The sequence below is a fragment of the Methylobacter marinus A45 genome, from assembly GCF_000383855.1.
Lineage (GTDB): Bacteria > Pseudomonadota > Gammaproteobacteria > Methylococcales > Methylomonadaceae > Methylobacter > Methylobacter marinus.
In genome coordinates this window covers 733,700-748,676 of the sequence record NZ_KB912877.1, presented here as the reverse complement: position 1 = coordinate 748,676, position 14,977 = coordinate 733,700, and the positions used below count along the sequence as shown (strand labels likewise).

Sequence of the window (14,977 nt, the reverse complement as noted above, 5' to 3'; positions counted from 1 at the left end):
AATGCCAAAGGATGCTTTCGCCGAGCATTTGCTGCAACACATGCCGGTTCCGGCCTTTGTTCTGGACACCCGGCACCGGGTCCTGATCTGGAACAAGGCCTGCGAACGGCTGACAGGGCTCAAGGCCGAGGACATGATCGGCACTGACAGGCATTGGCAGGGCTTCTACCCCGCGCCGCGCCCCTGTCTTGCCGACTTGCTGCTCGATCGCTCGCTCGGAAAACTGGACAGCCTCTATGAAATAGCCGGTGACGTCGTTTCGGATACCGGTACGCTGCATACGGAAAACTGGTGTCCGATGCCGGATGGGCGCAGGCTTTATCTGGTCATTGATGCCGGGGCCATTACCAACGCCAGGGGCGAAGTCGTGGCTGTCGTGGAAACCCAGCGCGACCGGACCGGGCAGCGGTTGACCATGCAGGCCTTGGCGGAAAGCGAACAGCGCTTCTCCGCCATTTTAGGTTCGGTCATGGATGCCATCGTGGCGATTGATCGGCAGCATCGCATCACCTTGTTCAATGCCGCCGCCGAGAGGATTTTTCGCTGCGCGGCCGATCTGGCCATCGGCCAGCCCGTCGAGCGCTTTATCGCGCCGAGTTGTCATGCTTTGTTCAGGCAGTTTCTCGGCTTTGACGAACAGGCCGTCAAGGCACCGGCCTGGCTGCCGGAAGGTCTCAGCGCGCGCCGAGCCGACGGCGAGGAGTTTGCGATCGAAGTCAGTTTTTCACCGCTGGAGGCTGGCGGGCAGTGTCTTAATACATTGATTTTGCGTGATGTGAACGATCGGCGGCTGACCGAACAGGCGCTCAGCAAGCTTCAGCTCGAGAAAGGTTATCTGCAGGAAGTGATCGACTCCGAGCATAATTTCGGCGAGATCGTCAGCGGCTCGAAGGTCATGCGCGCCGTCTTCGAGCAGGCGCGCATGGTGTCCCGCACTGACACGCCGGTGCTGCTGCTGGGCGAGACCGGTACCGGCAAGGAACTGCTCGCGCGCGGCATTCACGACCTCAGCGACCGCAGCGGCGCGATACTGGTCAAGGTCAATTGCGCGGCGTTGCCTGGCGAGCTGATCGAGAGCGAACTGTTCGGCCATGAAAAAGGCGCATTTACCGGCGCGACCCAGCAGCGCAAGGGCCGCTTCGAGCTGGCGCATGGCGGCACCTTGCTGCTGGATGAATTGGGCGAGCTGCCGGCGGCGGCCCAGGCCAAACTGCTGCGCGTGCTTCAGGAACAGGAATTCGAACGCGTGGGCGGCAGCGAGACCTTGAAAGTCGATGTCCGCGTGATCGCGGCGACCAATCGCAATCTTCCCGATGATGTCGCCGAAGGCCGCTTCCGGGCCGATCTTTATTACCGCCTGAATGTATTTCCCATCAATATTCCGGCCCTGCGTGAGCGTCAGGCCGATATTCCGCTGCTGGCACGGTTTTTTCTGGCCAAATACGCGCGGAAGCTCGGCAAACGCATCGATGACATCGATCCGGCCTCGCTGGAATCGCTGCAGCAGTATGCGTGGCCCGGCAATGTGCGGGAACTGCAGAACGTGATCGAGCGCGCCGTAATCCTCTGTCAGACGCCGGTGCTGGAAATCGGCCCATTGCTCAATCCCTACGCCCAAACCACGCCAGACCGTCCGGCCACCCTGGAAGCGATGGAGCGCAATCATATCCTGCGCACACTTGAGGCGTCCGGCTGGGTGATCTCGGGCCCCAAGGGCGCGGCGGCCATGCTGGGCATGAATCCGAACACCTTGCGCTCGCGCATGCTGAAGCTTGGGATAAGCAGGCGCGGTTCATAGTTCATTGGGCAATTATGTGGCCAGTAATGCGGCGCCGTACGGGGTGAAATTTCTCTATCGAAAAAAAAATAACTATTTTTTCAGCTTATCACCCATATGGGTGATGACGGGCGTCAGTATGACAAGGATACTCTTTCTCACGGTCAACTTGATTAGGCGCTTAATATGTCCAGCGTTTAACCATGTTCAATCTATCAAGGACATCAAGCAGGATAAACCATGAAGACTACGATAAAGAGCTTACGGGGCGCTATTGCGCTGATAACTGTACTATTGATTACCGGAAATGTTGAGGCGGCAATTTTATCGGGAGATTTCAGAACTGAATCTGATCTGCCGTATTGTTGCGACAGAGCAGGGCCTCTAGTCTATGAAAATATCGGTGCTGCTGTCGGCGCCGGGGAAGAGTTAACGGGGGCCAATTTTGTACAAAATCCATCAAATTGGGGTGGCGGTGTTGTCCATATGGATTTGGATCCATTGACAAACATATTGACACTTCATTCTCAAGACATATGGGATTTTGAGACATTCGATGCATGGATCACTAATATTGTTTTCGACGCAGGCGAGCGTATTACCGGATTATCATTGATATCAGGGAATATCACGGATCTGGGGTTGGCGGCCATATTGAATTTTTCAGATAATAGTGTTCATATCCGTTACGATGTGGGAGCAGGTAATCCGACGTTTGATTTTACAGGCGGGCGAGCACAATTTCAGATTACAACGGATGTCTCCGCTGTACCCGTTCCTGCCGCTGTCTGGCTGTTCGGTTCCGGCTTAATGGGATTGCTGGGATTCAATCGCAAGCGCGCTCAACCGTTAGCTGCATAGATACAACTCGGCTATTGTTTAATACCCGCCGCCTTTCGTGCATCGGAAGGCGGTTTTTTATAACCTTTTACCGACATTCCGAAGCCAATTCAGCCACTACCGGAATAATATTTAATATGGCAATCACCTAATAATTTGCGATGCGGCTCATACAAATCAAAGGGGGCGCCTGTATCGTGCGGATGCATTGTAGGGGCGGACCTGCGTGTCCGCTCTGTTTCGGGGGCACAACGGGTTATCGGAGAACCGCTGGCCAAAGGCGAACCCTTGGGCAAGGGCGAACACACAGGTTCGCCCCTATGTGTCTGTTCATTTTACGGTATCAGGGCATCAATCCGTAGGAATTGCCAGATTGAAACGCCTGGTAATCAAGGAAAATGAACAGGCCGATTAACAATCGATACTGAAATAATTCTGATTAGGTCAAATTTTGCTGCGGAATGTAGTACTCAGTCAGCCTTGTTCTGACGAGTAAAATTTGCAGCGTATTCATGGCGTGCGAATAGTGCGAATAAATTCGCACCTACAATTTAACCGCCATAATTAAATTGACTGACTAGTAGGCTCTTGTTTCTTTAATCAAGATTTCCAAGGCGCCAATGCGAAGCAGCCGCGCTTGGCCAGGTCGAACGTTCCGGACGGGCAATCTGCTCCATCCGGATCGAAAGTAATTGAACACCTCATGCATTGCAAACCGGTTAAAATCCGCCGGTGCATTCCAGTATTGCAACACTACGCAATACGCCTTCCACGACCTCTATACCCCGCAAGTAACTAATTCACGGCAAACAAAATCAAATCCGCTCATGCCCAATACGATTCACGATATTTCGTTATTTAACGATATCAAGTGACTATCGCTGCCGGTTATCGCTGGAATTCAGCTTAAATATAATATTAATTTATTGATTTTATTTGATATTTTTTGATTTTTTCAAGTTGGCAGGGAAAATGCTGTTTATTAGATATCCTAATATTCTAATAAAGAGAGGTTTCCATCATGAGTGTCGCCAGCGAGAAAGCACGGGATATCCTGGCTGTAACGAGGCGCGACAGCCTGAAAGCGGTTCGGGCTGATCCGGGTCACCTGAACGGCGGACAATTTTTCCTGCTCAATTTCGCCTTGCTGCTGGGTAATGTGCTGGTGCTTTTCAATACCGGCGCGTTCGCGTCGATCAGTCTGCATGCCGCGGGCGGTCTGAGCGTCAGTCCGAGTCATGCCAGTTGGATGCAGACGTATTATTTCATCAGCCTGGCGATGGCCTTGCCGGTCAGTTCATGGATGGCTTCCCGCTTCGGAAAAGTGCGCCTGTTCATCGCCGCCATGATGCTCATGGCGCTGGGATCACTGCTTTGTTCGGTTACGGATGAACTGATGTGGTTTCTGCTGGGCCGGGTCTTTCAGGGCTTTTTCGGCGGACTGACAATTCCCTTGTCGCAGACCTTGTTGCTGAGTGCATATTCCGGGCCTAAAAAAGCCTTCGCCGTCGCGCTCTGGAGCATGGCCGCGCTGAGCCCGTTCACGCTGGGTCCGGCGGCGGGCGGCTGGATCGCCGATACGCTGGGCTGGCGCTGGCTGTTTTACCTTAATGTGCCGCTGCCGCTTGTTTCGGCGGCGCTGGTCTGGGCCTTGCTGTTCGATAGCGTATCGAGACGCGTCAAACTGCCTTTCGACCATATCGGTTTTCTGTTGCTGGCCGTGGCGCTGGGTTGCTTGCAGGCGGCGTTGAACCAGGGCCAGGATGCGGATTGGTACAACTCCGGCCTGATCATGTCGCTGGTATTTACCGGTCTGCTGGCCCTGGCCTGTTTCATCGTCTGGGAACTGGCCGAGCGTCATCCGCTGCTGGACATACGCCTGTTCGCGCGCCGCAACTTCGCCATCGGTGCCATCGTCCTGAGCGCGAGCTTTTTGCTCATGTACGGCCTGCTGTCCATTCTGCTGGTGCGGCTGCAGTCGGTGGCCGGCTATACCTCGTTTATGGTCGGCTCCGTGCTGCTGCCGCTGGTGATCCTGGCCAAGCCGATGGCGGTCTTTTTTCACCGGATCGTGCATTATTTCGATGCACGCCTGCTGGCTTGCTTGAATCTTGTAGCGTTCGCCGGATTTTGCTTCTGGACCAGCCGTTATGATTTTTTCCAGCGCAGCAGTCTGTTCAGCGGCACGCTCGGGTCTCAGGTTCTGGAAGGCTTCTGTCTGGGCGGTCTGTTCGTGCCGCTCACGACCCTGTTCCTGTCGGGCCTGACGCCGCGCCGGCAAAGTCAGGCCGTGGAGCTGGGCGGTCTGCTGCGCGTACTGGGCGGCAGTATCGCATCGCCACTGATCGGCGTGATCTGGGAACGGCGCGCCGCGTTCCATCAAAGCCGTCTGGTTGAAACCCTGACACCTTACGATACTTTGGGCAGGGAGATTATCGGTAGTCTGAATGCGGCCGGCATGCACGGCCAGATCGCCACGGCCAAACTCGCCGGTTTAGCCAGCCGCCATGCCGCCATTCTGGGGCTTAATGACACGTTCCGGCTCTCGGCCTTGCTGTTTCTGGGACTCGCGGCCCTGGTCTGGTTTGCCCGGCCGGCAGGGCCTGCGCGCCGGCCGCCGCCTCGGCAAGCCGTGCGTGAAACCGCCCTGGAAGCGCTGGTTGAGGAGCCCTGACCGATGTGCGGACCTATTAGAACAAGCCGGACAATAATCCGGTTGCTGGCCGGCTTGCCGTTATTGATCAGCGGCTGCGCGCTGTTCCCTGAACAGGGGGAAAGGGCGGAGCTGATGGAAATGCCGAGCCTGGAGCGGACCGTGGAGGCGGGGCAGGGCGCCGAAAAGCGGGTCAGCCAATGGCCGGGAGCTTATTGGTGGCGCGACTTCCACAACCCGGAGCTGGAGCGGCTGGTGGGGACGGCGTTGCGCGCCAGCCCCGCGCTGCGGGTGGCGCGCGCCAGACTGGGCCAGGCGCGGGCCGTGGCCGATTATCAGGCCGCCGAGATGCTGCCCAGTATCGGGGCGATCGCCGACTTTCATCTGCGCCATTTTTCCGAGACCGATTTCTATGGCCCCACCGGCGGAAGTACCGCTTTCGGCGCCTACATTGATCCGCTTGTGTTTCGCTATCATCTCGATCTTTGGGGCAAGGACAGGGCGGCGCTGGAAGCGGCACTGGGCAAGGCACGGGCGCAGGCATCGGAACTGGCGGTGGCGCAATTGATGTTAAGCACGGCCATCGCGCGCGGCTATTTCCGCCTGTGTTCGGCCGAGGACGAGAGCAGGCTGGTGCGGACCCTGGTTGCCAATGCCGAGGAAAAACTGCGTCTTGCCAGGCTGCGCCGGGACAAGGGCATCGATACGCAGGATCCTGTGCATGCGGCCGAGCAACAGTTGGCGGCCGCACATCAGCAGGCGGCCAGCTTGCGCGCGGAAGCGAAGGTATTGCGCAACCGGCTGGCCGCGCTGGCGGGGCAAGGGCCGGACTGGGGAGAAGGCATCACGGTGGCGGAGAATGCGTTTGCCGAATCCTTCCCGCTGCCTGAATCATTGTCGATAGGTTTGCTGGCGCATCGGCCGGATGTCGCGGCGGCGCTGTGGCGGATCGAGGCGGCCGCGAAGCGGGTGAAAGTCGCCGAAACCGAGTTTTATCCTGACATCGATCTGGTCGGCTTCGCGGGCTTGCACAGCCTGAATCTCAAGGATCTGTTTCTGTCCAACGGCGCCAGCGTGGCTTATTCGATCGGGCCTACCGTCACGTTGCCGATTTTTGAAGGCGGGCGCCTGGAAGCGTCGCTGAAGAACGAGCAGGCCGGTTACGATGCCGCCGTGGAAAGCTATAACGAAATCTTGCTGGGCGCCGTTCAGCAAGTGGCCGACGCGCTGGCGCGGTGGCGCGAGAGCCTGGCCCATGATGCCGCCCAGGAGCAGGCGCTGCAGGCGGCCGAAGCGGAAGCCAGACTGAATGGCAAGCGCTATCGGGCCGGGCTCAAACCGCGCGACGGCGAGATCGATGCCGACATCCGCAAGATCGGGCAGCAACTGAAACTCAGCGCATTGCATGCCGAACACCTTCAAGCCGCGGTCGGACTGATCGAAGCCTTGGGCGGCGGCTACGAAAACAAGAACGACTCTCATGAATAACAGGCAGGACAGCAACATCAGCCCGCTCAAATCGGCTCCGGGAAATAAAGGGCCGCGCCTGCGGCAATGGCGGGACCGGCGAGCGCGCCGGTTGCTCGTGGTCGCTTTGCTCGCCGGTCTGGCAGGGCTTGCCTGCCTGGCTTACTGGCAGTTCCATTCCCGGCATGTGGTCGTGACCAATGATGCTTACGTCACGGGGAATCAGGCTTCGCTGAAGGCGCAGACCAGCGGCACAATCGTCGATGTGCGCGTCGACAATACCCAGTACGTGCACGCCGGCGATGTCCTGGTGCGTCTCGATGGCCTGAACGCTGAAGTGGCGCTGGAGCGGGCCAAGGCCAACCTGGCCGAAGCCGTGCGCCAGGTTGAGATCCTGTTCAGCAAGGTCGAGATGCTGCGCCAGCGGCTGGCGGAAAAGGACGCGACGCTCAGGCGAAGCCGCCGTGATCTGGCGCGCTACCGCAGCGTGGCCGAAGACGGCGCCGTTTCGGCGCAGCAGATCGAGGATACCGAGTTTGCCATTCTGGAACTCGAAGCCGCGACCCGGCGGATTGGCGCCGAATTGAGCGGAGCCGAGGCGCTGGTGCATGGCGCCGGACTGGCGGACAATCCCAGGATCCGGCAGGCCGCCGCTGCACTCAAGCAGGCTTATCTGGACCGGGTCAGGCAGGAAATCGTGGCACCGGTATCGGGATTCATCGCCAAGCGCAGCATTCAACCCGGTGAACAGGTGCATCCCGACACGCCGCTGCTGGCTATCGTGCCGCTGGATTATCTGTGGATAGAGGCCAATTTTCTGGAAAGCGAACTGACGTTCGTGCAACCGGGGCAGCCGGTCGAAATCACCGTCGATCTGTACGGGCCGGACGTGGTTTATCATGGTGAGGTGCTGGGCCTGGGCGCTGGCACCGGCAGTGTCTTCGGTTTGCTGCCGCCGGAAAATGCCACCGGCAACTATATCCATATCAGCGAGCGTGTGCCGGTAAGAATCAGCCTGAATCCGGAGGAATTGCGGGCGCATCCGTTGCGGCCCGGGCTTTCGGTCGTTACGCGCATCGATACCGGCAAGCCGGGGCGTTCGGTTTTGGAGCCCTTGACCACAACGCCGCCGGGAACTTATCTGACCGAAGTCTATGATGATCAGCTTGACGGCGCAGAAGCCCTGATTCGGGCGATTATCGAGGAAAACCGCTTGCCCGGTGCGATGCGGATGGAGCGCCGATAGGGCGGTGTGTGCTGAACGCTAAAAGGACGGGCGCTTTGTCGGCTCAATGATTGCCGGCGTTTAGCTGCGGCAAGCGCCCGAGCCTGGTCATGAAAGTGTCCGTGCCCTACAGGCGGACTTCCGCGTCCGGTTTTCTATTGCCGGCATAGGTTTTTTCGTAATGCGTCTGGCAGACGATGCAGCGTTTGGCCGCGGGATTCGCCACCAGGCGGTTAAGCTCAATCGGCGTTTCGCATTCAACACAGGTGCCGTAACGGCCCTCGGCGATGCGCAACAGGGCGGAATCGATTTCATTGATTTCATGCACATGCCGGTCGATGCTGGCGAGATGGATATCAACCAAAAGGTCCGCCACAGCTTCATCCGCCGAGTCATGAACGCTTCCGGCCAGTTCCCTGTACTGCTCATTATCGTAGGACAGCAGTTCATCGCGTATTTCATGGCGTAGTTCCAGAAATCGGGATTTCAGTTGCTTCTTGAAATTGCTGATCTGAAACTCGGATAAGTTATGCATGGTTCGTAGCCTCTCTATTTAGATGATGACAGATCCGGTATTCGGGCTGTTGATCTCTCGTCTATGGGATTATCTACGTGTTATCGGGATCGCAGGAGCCGATTTTTATCCAGACGCCATAATCGCAATGCAATAAATTGTCGCCGCTGCAGACATAGGTACCATGGGCATAGTTTCTATTGTTAAACACGCAGTTCGGGGCACCGGGTTGCTGAAGTTTATAATCCTGAGCTTCCAGTGGATACTCTTCAAGGATAGGTGAAGTGGTTAATTCAGGATCAGGTGCCCCGACTTGTGGTTTGTTGATGCGGTCAGCCATTATGTTATGCCTTTGTCTAATAATTGTTATGCATTTAATAATGCGGCTTGAATCAAGATGAAAACAGGCAGGGCAGGAAGCTTGACAGCGTTACCTGACCTGGAGGCACGAGTGCCATGCAGCCGCTGATACGACAACATGGACTACACCCGTAACCGATTCAGAGACGTGATTATTGACCAAATCCCAATCCTTATTGTTGATATCGAGTCGGCTAAGTCTGGCCCGTTCAGCCAGTTAAATAAAACTCGATCCGGTTTGTAGGAAACAGTTATAGCGGATCGACCGAATTAGTAGTATTCGTAAAACCACTTAGATAATGATACGGATAGATAATGACCGGATTTGCTCTTACTATAGGGGATGGCGGAAACAGGAAACTCCGAAGTGATGGATTCTTGTTGAGGTGAACTTTGCCGGCGGGCCTGTTTAGGCTATCAGGGGGGCTAATGTTGTCGCGCCGACAGCGGATTTTATAAAGGGGCATTATGCGAAAAAAAACATCACATCGCGGGCTTGACGATATTGGCAGAGCCTGGGGCTGGTTATTTGGCAACAGAAGTAACAGGCGGGTCGAACGGGTTCAGATTGAAACGGCGGAAAAGCAAATAGCAGACAGTATAGAAGATGAACAGAAATTGATGAAAAAGGTTCAGGAAGACCTGCTGACTTTATCGCCGTTAATCGACAGGACGGAACTGGAAAGAATATTCCCTTTTTTTAAAACGAAAGCCGACAGATACGGAATGCGCATAGCCTTCCTCAATGTGTTTGTGGGTGATTGTGAAAAAATGAACCACATGCTGGGCCAGAAGGACTGCGAGAATTTATTGAATCAGATCTGCGACAAAATTGTCAGCTTAAGCAGAAAAGACGAATTCGCAGTGAAATTGGACGGCAATGAACTGTACCTGTTTGTGCCGTTTTTTCAGACCGAAGAAGAACTTTGCCTGCTGTCCGAAAGGCTGGTCAAGGGAATTGAAGAAGCTATCCAAATGGAGGGGCGCAATCTTTCCTTATCAAGCCGCGTTGGCATATCGATTTATCCAAAGAACGGCAAAACGCTCGATAAACTGTTAACGGCGGCGAATAAAGCGCTCCAGAAGGCAGATGACGCCAATAAGCGTCTTTATTATTTTGCCATATAGCCAGGCCGCGCCGCTATGCGCCGAAAACGTCGAGTATTCTTCAGGTTTATTAGGTGGTGACAGGCATTTTTATTTGCCCCACAATAAGCTATAAACAGACTTAAATTGTTAAGGCAAGGTGTTTATGTTTCCAATCAGAGATGAAAATCCGACAGTACGCGCGCCGGTAGCAACCATTACCATTATCGGCCTTAATATCCTGGTATGGCTGTTTGTTCAGGGCGCCGGAAGCGTCTGGCCGCTGATTAACTCATTTTGCCTCTACAGCCTGATTCCGGGCGATTTGCTCGGTATTGTGCCGGCCGGCACCGTTATACCGATGATTGAGGATGTGGGCTGTGTCGTAGACGGCAAGGGCAGTGTTACAACCTTGATTACGCATGCCTTTCTGCATGGCAGTTGGTTTCATATTATCAGCAATCTCTGGTTCCTGTGGATTTTCGGCGATAATGTCGAGGATGTCATGGGCGTTTTTCGCTTTATAGGTTTTTATCTGCTTTGCGCTGTAGCGGCCGCCGCCGCGCAAATCGTATCGAATCCGGCGGCGATTACGCCCATGGTCGGCGCATCCGGCGCCATCGGCGGCGTGATGGGGGCCTATGCACGGTTATACCCCAGGGCTTCTGTCTACACTCTGATTCCAATAGGTTTCTTTATCACCACAGCGGTAATCCCCGCCGTGTATATGCTCGGTCTCTGGTTCTTCATTCAGTTGGTCAGCAGCCTGTTCGGCGCGGAAGGACCGGGCGGCGGCGTGGCGTTCTGGGCGCATGCCGGCGGTTTTGTCGCCGGCTTGATACTGATAGGCCCCATGCAGCGTGAGGACTATCTGGCCGAACGCCGCCGCCTGGACCCGAAAGAGTAGGCCAGACAAGGCTTATGTCCGACAGCATGCCGCGATAAAAAAACAGACCCTGGATTTACGTTTATCAGGTAATCGGCACTGTATTTCGCTTTATAACTTGAAACCGCATCGGGTTGTTTCGTACACTCTATCCTTTGTGTGGAGTCATCCAGGTCAGCCCATGGCACGGGCATTTTTATTATTTCTCAAGTGACAGAATTAGAAACATTCTTCGGCAGTGACGGCGCCTTATCCAAGGTAATTCCAGGTTATCATCCCAGGGCGGCTCAGGTTGAGATGGCCGAAGCGATCGCGCGTGCCGTCGATGAAAACCGGAATTTGATAGCGGAGGCGGGAACCGGCACGGGCAAGACTTTCGCCTATCTGGTGCCGGCTATTTTATCGGGCAGGAAAGTCATCATTTCAACCGGCACCAAGAATCTTCAGGATCAACTGTTCAATAAGGATTTGCCGGTTATTCGCGAGGCAATCAAGCAACCTTTCACGGCCGCGCTGCTGAAAGGCCGCGGTAATTATCTGTGCACCTATCGGCTAAAGAACGCCTTTGCATCGACCCTGGGTTTCAGCAAGGAAGACGCAGCGGCGCTGGCCAAGATCCGCTCCTGGGCGCAGCGCACGAAAATCGGCGATGTCTCGGAAATGTCCGAGGTGGCCGAAGCCGATCCGATCTGGTATCAGGCCACTTCGTCGCTGGAAAATTGCCTGGGCCAGGATTGTCCCGATTATGCCGAATGTTTTCTGGTCAAAGCCCGCAAAAAGGCGCAGGAATCGGAGATCCTGGTCGTCAATCATCATCTGCTGTGCGCCGACTGGTCGATACGCGACAGCGGTTTCGGCGAGCTGTTGCCGGATGCCGATGTCGTGATCATCGACGAGGCGCACCAATTGGCCGATACGGCGTCAAACTTTCTGGGCATCAATGTCGGGGCCAAGCAACTAAATGACCTGGCCGGCGACGCCCTGGTGGAATACTTTAAAGACGCGACCGATATCCCGGCTTTGCGCACGGCTTGCGAAGACCTTGAACATGAAGTCAAGGATCTGCGCATGGCTTTCGGGATAGAACTGAAACGCGGCGAATGGCGGGACATTGAGGCTAATCCCAAAATAGCCGCCGGGCTGACTGCCGTTAAGGAGCAGTTGCAGCGCCTGACCGATCAACTGGAACTGGCCTCGGTCAAGACCAAGGGCCTGGAGTCGTGCTTCAAGCGCGCCGACGAGCTGCTTCAGCAATTAAAGATCATTATCGATGATGACAGCGGCAAATGGATACGCTGGTACGAGATTCACAGGAAAACCTTTACCCTGAGCCGGACGCCGCTCGACATCGCGGCCGAATTCCGCTCGTTCATGCAGCATCATCAGGCGGTGTGGATTTTCACCTCGGCGACGCTGAGCGTGGCGCAAAAGTTCGATCATTTTTCCAATAATCTGGGCCTGGGCGATGCCGTCAGTGCCAGTTGGGGCAGTCCCTTCGATTATGCCAATCAATCGCTGTTTTATCATCCCAAAGGCTTGCCGCAGCCGAATGATCCCGAATTCATCCCGATTATCATGAATTTCGCCCTGCCGGTCCTGCAGGCCAGCAAGGGGCGGGCGTTTTTTCTGTTTACCAGCCACCGTGCGCTGAAACAGGCCGAAACGCTGCTGAAAGACCAGCTGGACTATCCGTTGCTGGTTCAGGGCAGCCGGCCCAAGGGGCGGCTGCTGGAGCAGTTTAAAGCGGCCGGCAATGCGGTCTTGTTGGGCACCTCGAGCTTTTGGGAGGGCGTCGATGTGCGCGGCGAAGCTTTGTCCTGCGTGATCATCGACAAGCTGCCGTTCTCATCACCCGGCGATCCGGTGCTGAAAGCACGCCTGAACGCCATGGAACGGCAGGGGCGCAATCCGTTTTTCGAGCATCAACTGCCGGCCGCCGTGATTGCGCTCAGGCAGGGCATAGGCCGGCTGATTCGCGACGTCACGGACAGGGGCGTGTTGATGGTCTGCGATCCGCGTCTGCTGAAACGCGCCTACGGCCAGGTTTTCCTGGACAGCGTGCCGCCTATGAAGCGAACCCGCGATATTGAAGATGTGCGGGCCTTTTTTCAACAAGAGACTGAGCAATGAAATTATTAGCGGTAGAAACGTCCACCGAAGCCTGCTCGGCAGCGCTGTTGATAGACGGCGCGGTGGCCGAGCGCTTTGAAGTGTCGCCCCAGAAGCATACCCGGCTGATTTTGCCGATGATCGATGCCTTGATGGCCGAAGCCGGGCTGATGCCGCAGCAGCTTGACGCCCTGGCTTTCAGCCGCGGCCCGGGCAGCTTTACCGGCGTGCGCATTGCCACAGGCATCATTCAGGGCATCGCGTTCGGCGCCGATTTGCCGGTTGTGCCGGTGTCCACGCTGGCCGCCATCGCGCAGGATTTTTTCGATCACCATGATGATAATGTATGCTTCACGGCCATGGATGCGCGCATGGGCGAGATTTTCTGGGGCGTTTACCGGCGCGATCAGCACGGTCATGCCGAATTGTTGGGACGGGAAGCGGTGACGCCGGCCGAACAGGTTGAATATCCGCCGTTGCAAGGCGTGGGCGCGGGCTCCGGCTGGGGCGTTTATCGGGACCAGTTAATGACCCGGCTGGCGGGCCTGGTCGATCGGTGCGAGCCCGGTTTATTGCCGCGTGCCGGCGCCATTGCGCGTTTGGGCGCGCGTGGTTTCGAACAAGGGCTGGCCGTCGATGTCGAACAGGCAATGCCGGTTTATTTGCGCGATAAGGTCGCAAAGAAAGAATCAGAGCGATAATACGGTATAATGGCTTCCTGTTTTATAACTTGTCACTTCAGGTAATGGCTCAATATTTCGAAATCCATCCCGAGAACCCGCAGTTGCGTTTGATACACCGTGCCGTGGACATCATCCGAAAAGGCGGCGTTATCGCTTATCCGACGGATTCGTCTTATGCGATTGCCTGCCAAATAGACGATAAACAGGCGCTGGACAAGGTTCGCCGCATCCGGCAACTGGACGATAAACACAATCTTACGCTGGTCTGCACGGACCTGACGCAGGTTTCGAATTTCACGAAAATGGGCAACGATGCCTATCGGTTGATCAAGGCGTTAACGCCGGGCGCGTTTACGTTCATTCTCGATGCCACGCGCGAAGTGCCCCGCAGGCTCCAGCATCCCAGGAAAAAAACCATCGGTATACGCATTCCCGATCACCCCGTGACGCAATTGCTGGTTCAGGAGCTGGGTGAACCCTTGCTGAGCACCACCCTGATATTACCGGGCGATAGCGAAGCGCTCACCGACCCTTATGAAATCAGAAGCCGGCTTGAACATGAGCTGGACCTGGTGATCGATGCCGGTATTATTGCCTCCGAACAGACGACCATGATCGAGTGCTCCGGTAATGGCTGCGAGGTTGTCAGACAGGGCAAAGGACTTGCCCCCATGCTCGATTGATACAGGAAGCGAAGTTATGATGAATGAATTGACGCTGCTGCAGCGTATCGTTGTCTGGGTGTTGCCGGTGATTTTCGCGATTACCGTGCATGAGGTCGCTCACGGTTGGGTCGCGAAAAAATACGGTGACAACACGGCCTTTATGCTGGGCCGGCTGACTCTGAATCCGATCAAGCATATTGATCTGGTCGGCACCATTATCCTGCCCGGCATATTGTTAATGACGGGCACCGGCTTTATTTTCGGCTGGGCCAAGCCGGTACCGGTCGACCCCCGTTATTTCAAGAATCCGCGCCGCGATATGGCGATCGTTGCATTGGCGGGTCCGGTCTCCAATCTGCTGATGGCGATCGCCTGGGCGCTGTGCGTGCGTCTGGGCGTGATCCTGAACATGGAAGCCATATCATTGCCGATGATCTATACGGGTATCGCCGGCATATCCATCAATCTGGTGCTGGCGATGATCAATCTGTTGCCGATTCCGCCGTTGGACGGCAGCCGTATTTTGACCGGCATTCTGCCGTCCCGGCTGGCCTGGAAATATAACCAGCTGGAGCGTTATGGATTCCTTATACTGGTGCTGCTGTTAATGACTGGCGCCCTGGGCGCGATTCTGGCTTATCCGATGTACATCGCCCAGCAGTTGTTTTTTTCGATTGCCGGGTTATAGGGTGTGGTATTGCGCAACGATCTT

Annotated in this window: 13 protein-coding genes; 11 read left to right on the top strand and 2 right to left on the bottom strand. The window is 55.9% G+C overall.

Features of this window, described 5'->3' with window-relative positions:
- The first annotated feature begins 1 nt into the window (after window position 1).
- From METMA_RS23820 to METMA_RS0103245, 5 genes are all read left to right on the top strand, one after another.
- Window positions 2-1,798, top strand: coding sequence for a sigma 54-interacting transcriptional regulator (locus tag METMA_RS23820; protein ID WP_232216315.1), 1,797 nt, complete (start codon window positions 2-4; stop codon window positions 1,796-1,798).
- 219 nt (window positions 1,799-2,017) lie between these two features.
- Window positions 2,018-2,638: a PEP-CTERM domain protein gene (locus METMA_RS27375; RefSeq protein WP_020157637.1), complete on the top strand. Its 621-nt coding sequence runs from the start codon at window positions 2,018-2,020 to the stop codon at window positions 2,636-2,638.
- A 1,000-nt stretch (window positions 2,639-3,638) separates the two neighbouring features.
- Window positions 3,639-5,291, top strand: coding sequence for a DHA2 family efflux MFS transporter permease subunit (locus METMA_RS0103255; RefSeq protein WP_020157636.1), 1,653 nt, complete (start codon window positions 3,639-3,641; stop codon window positions 5,289-5,291).
- Between the two features lie 3 nt (window positions 5,292-5,294).
- Window positions 5,295-6,758, top strand: a complete 1,464-nt coding sequence (locus METMA_RS0103250) for an efflux transporter outer membrane subunit (RefSeq protein WP_051114324.1) — start codon at window positions 5,295-5,297, stop codon at window positions 6,756-6,758.
- Window positions 6,751-7,983, top strand: a complete 1,233-nt coding sequence (locus METMA_RS0103245) for an HlyD family efflux transporter periplasmic adaptor subunit (RefSeq protein ID WP_020157634.1) — start codon at window positions 6,751-6,753, stop codon at window positions 7,981-7,983. The genes METMA_RS0103250 and METMA_RS0103245 overlap by 8 nt, the downstream gene beginning before the upstream one ends.
- 106 nt (window positions 7,984-8,089) lie before the next feature.
- Here the strand turns inward: METMA_RS0103245 and METMA_RS0103240 are convergent, their stop codons facing one another.
- Window positions 8,090-8,497, bottom strand: coding sequence for a TraR/DksA family transcriptional regulator (locus tag METMA_RS0103240; RefSeq protein WP_020157633.1), 408 nt, complete (start codon window positions 8,495-8,497; stop codon window positions 8,090-8,092).
- Window positions 8,498-8,570: 73 nt separating this feature from the next.
- Window positions 8,571-8,816, bottom strand: a complete 246-nt coding sequence (locus tag METMA_RS0103235; RefSeq protein ID WP_020157632.1) for a DUF1496 domain-containing protein — start codon at window positions 8,814-8,816, stop codon at window positions 8,571-8,573.
- A 488-nt stretch (window positions 8,817-9,304) separates the two neighbouring features.
- Between METMA_RS0103235 and METMA_RS0103230 the strand changes: the two genes are divergently transcribed.
- From METMA_RS0103230 to METMA_RS0103205, 6 genes are all read left to right on the top strand, one after another.
- A complete protein-coding gene (locus METMA_RS0103230) occupies window positions 9,305-9,964 on the top strand; it encodes a GGDEF domain-containing protein (protein WP_020157631.1) in 660 nt (219 codons plus the stop codon).
- Window positions 9,965-10,088: 124 nt separating this feature from the next.
- Window positions 10,089-10,829: a rhomboid family intramembrane serine protease gene (locus METMA_RS0103225; protein ID WP_020157630.1), complete on the top strand. Its 741-nt coding sequence runs from the start codon at window positions 10,089-10,091 to the stop codon at window positions 10,827-10,829.
- Between the two features lie 189 nt (window positions 10,830-11,018).
- On the top strand, window positions 11,019-12,938 hold the full coding sequence (locus tag METMA_RS0103220) for an ATP-dependent DNA helicase (RefSeq protein ID WP_027147001.1): 1,920 nt from the start codon (window positions 11,019-11,021) through the stop codon (window positions 12,936-12,938).
- Window positions 12,935-13,618, top strand: coding sequence for a tRNA (adenosine(37)-N6)-threonylcarbamoyltransferase complex dimerization subunit type 1 TsaB (gene tsaB / locus METMA_RS0103215; protein ID WP_020157628.1), 684 nt, complete (start codon window positions 12,935-12,937; stop codon window positions 13,616-13,618). Before METMA_RS0103220 ends, tsaB begins: the two co-directional genes overlap by 4 nt.
- Window positions 13,619-13,662: 44 nt before the next feature.
- Window positions 13,663-14,283 (top strand): L-threonylcarbamoyladenylate synthase, encoded by a 621-nt coding sequence (locus METMA_RS0103210; RefSeq protein ID WP_020157627.1) that lies wholly within the window; start codon window positions 13,663-13,665, stop codon window positions 14,281-14,283.
- A gap of 16 nt (window positions 14,284-14,299) precedes the next feature.
- Window positions 14,300-14,953 carry a site-2 protease family protein gene (locus METMA_RS0103205; protein WP_020157626.1) on the top strand — a complete coding sequence of 218 codons (654 nt, stop codon included), beginning with the start codon at window positions 14,300-14,302 and terminating at the stop codon, window positions 14,951-14,953.
- The last annotated feature ends 24 nt before the right edge of the window (window positions 14,954-14,977 follow it).

What these genes read in the sequence shown, in the direction of transcription:
- METMA_RS23820 (WP_232216315.1), top strand. Translation starts at nt 2, where the DNA reads ATGCCAAAGGATGCTTTCGCCGAGCATTTGCTGCAACACATGCCGGTT.
- METMA_RS27375 (WP_020157637.1), top strand. Translation starts at nt 2,018, where the DNA reads ATGAAGACTACGATAAAGAGCTTACGGGGCGCTATTGCGCTGATAACT.
- METMA_RS0103255 (WP_020157636.1), top strand. Translation starts at nt 3,639, where the DNA reads ATGAGTGTCGCCAGCGAGAAAGCACGGGATATCCTGGCTGTAACGAGG.
- METMA_RS0103250 (WP_051114324.1), top strand. Translation starts at nt 5,295, where the DNA reads ATGTGCGGACCTATTAGAACAAGCCGGACAATAATCCGGTTGCTGGCC.
- METMA_RS0103245 (WP_020157634.1), top strand. Translation starts at nt 6,751, where the DNA reads ATGAATAACAGGCAGGACAGCAACATCAGCCCGCTCAAATCGGCTCCG.
- METMA_RS0103240 (WP_020157633.1), bottom strand. Translation starts at nt 8,497, where the DNA reads ATGCATAACTTATCCGAGTTTCAGATCAGCAATTTCAAGAAGCAACTG.
- METMA_RS0103235 (WP_020157632.1), bottom strand. Translation starts at nt 8,816, where the DNA reads ATGGCTGACCGCATCAACAAACCACAAGTCGGGGCACCTGATCCTGAA.
- METMA_RS0103230 (WP_020157631.1), top strand. Translation starts at nt 9,305, where the DNA reads ATGCGAAAAAAAACATCACATCGCGGGCTTGACGATATTGGCAGAGCC.
- METMA_RS0103225 (WP_020157630.1), top strand. Translation starts at nt 10,089, where the DNA reads ATGTTTCCAATCAGAGATGAAAATCCGACAGTACGCGCGCCGGTAGCA.
- tsaB (WP_020157628.1), top strand. Translation starts at nt 12,935, where the DNA reads ATGAAATTATTAGCGGTAGAAACGTCCACCGAAGCCTGCTCGGCAGCG.
- METMA_RS0103210 (WP_020157627.1), top strand. Translation starts at nt 13,663, where the DNA reads ATGGCTCAATATTTCGAAATCCATCCCGAGAACCCGCAGTTGCGTTTG.
- METMA_RS0103205 (WP_020157626.1), top strand. Translation starts at nt 14,300, where the DNA reads ATGATGAATGAATTGACGCTGCTGCAGCGTATCGTTGTCTGGGTGTTG.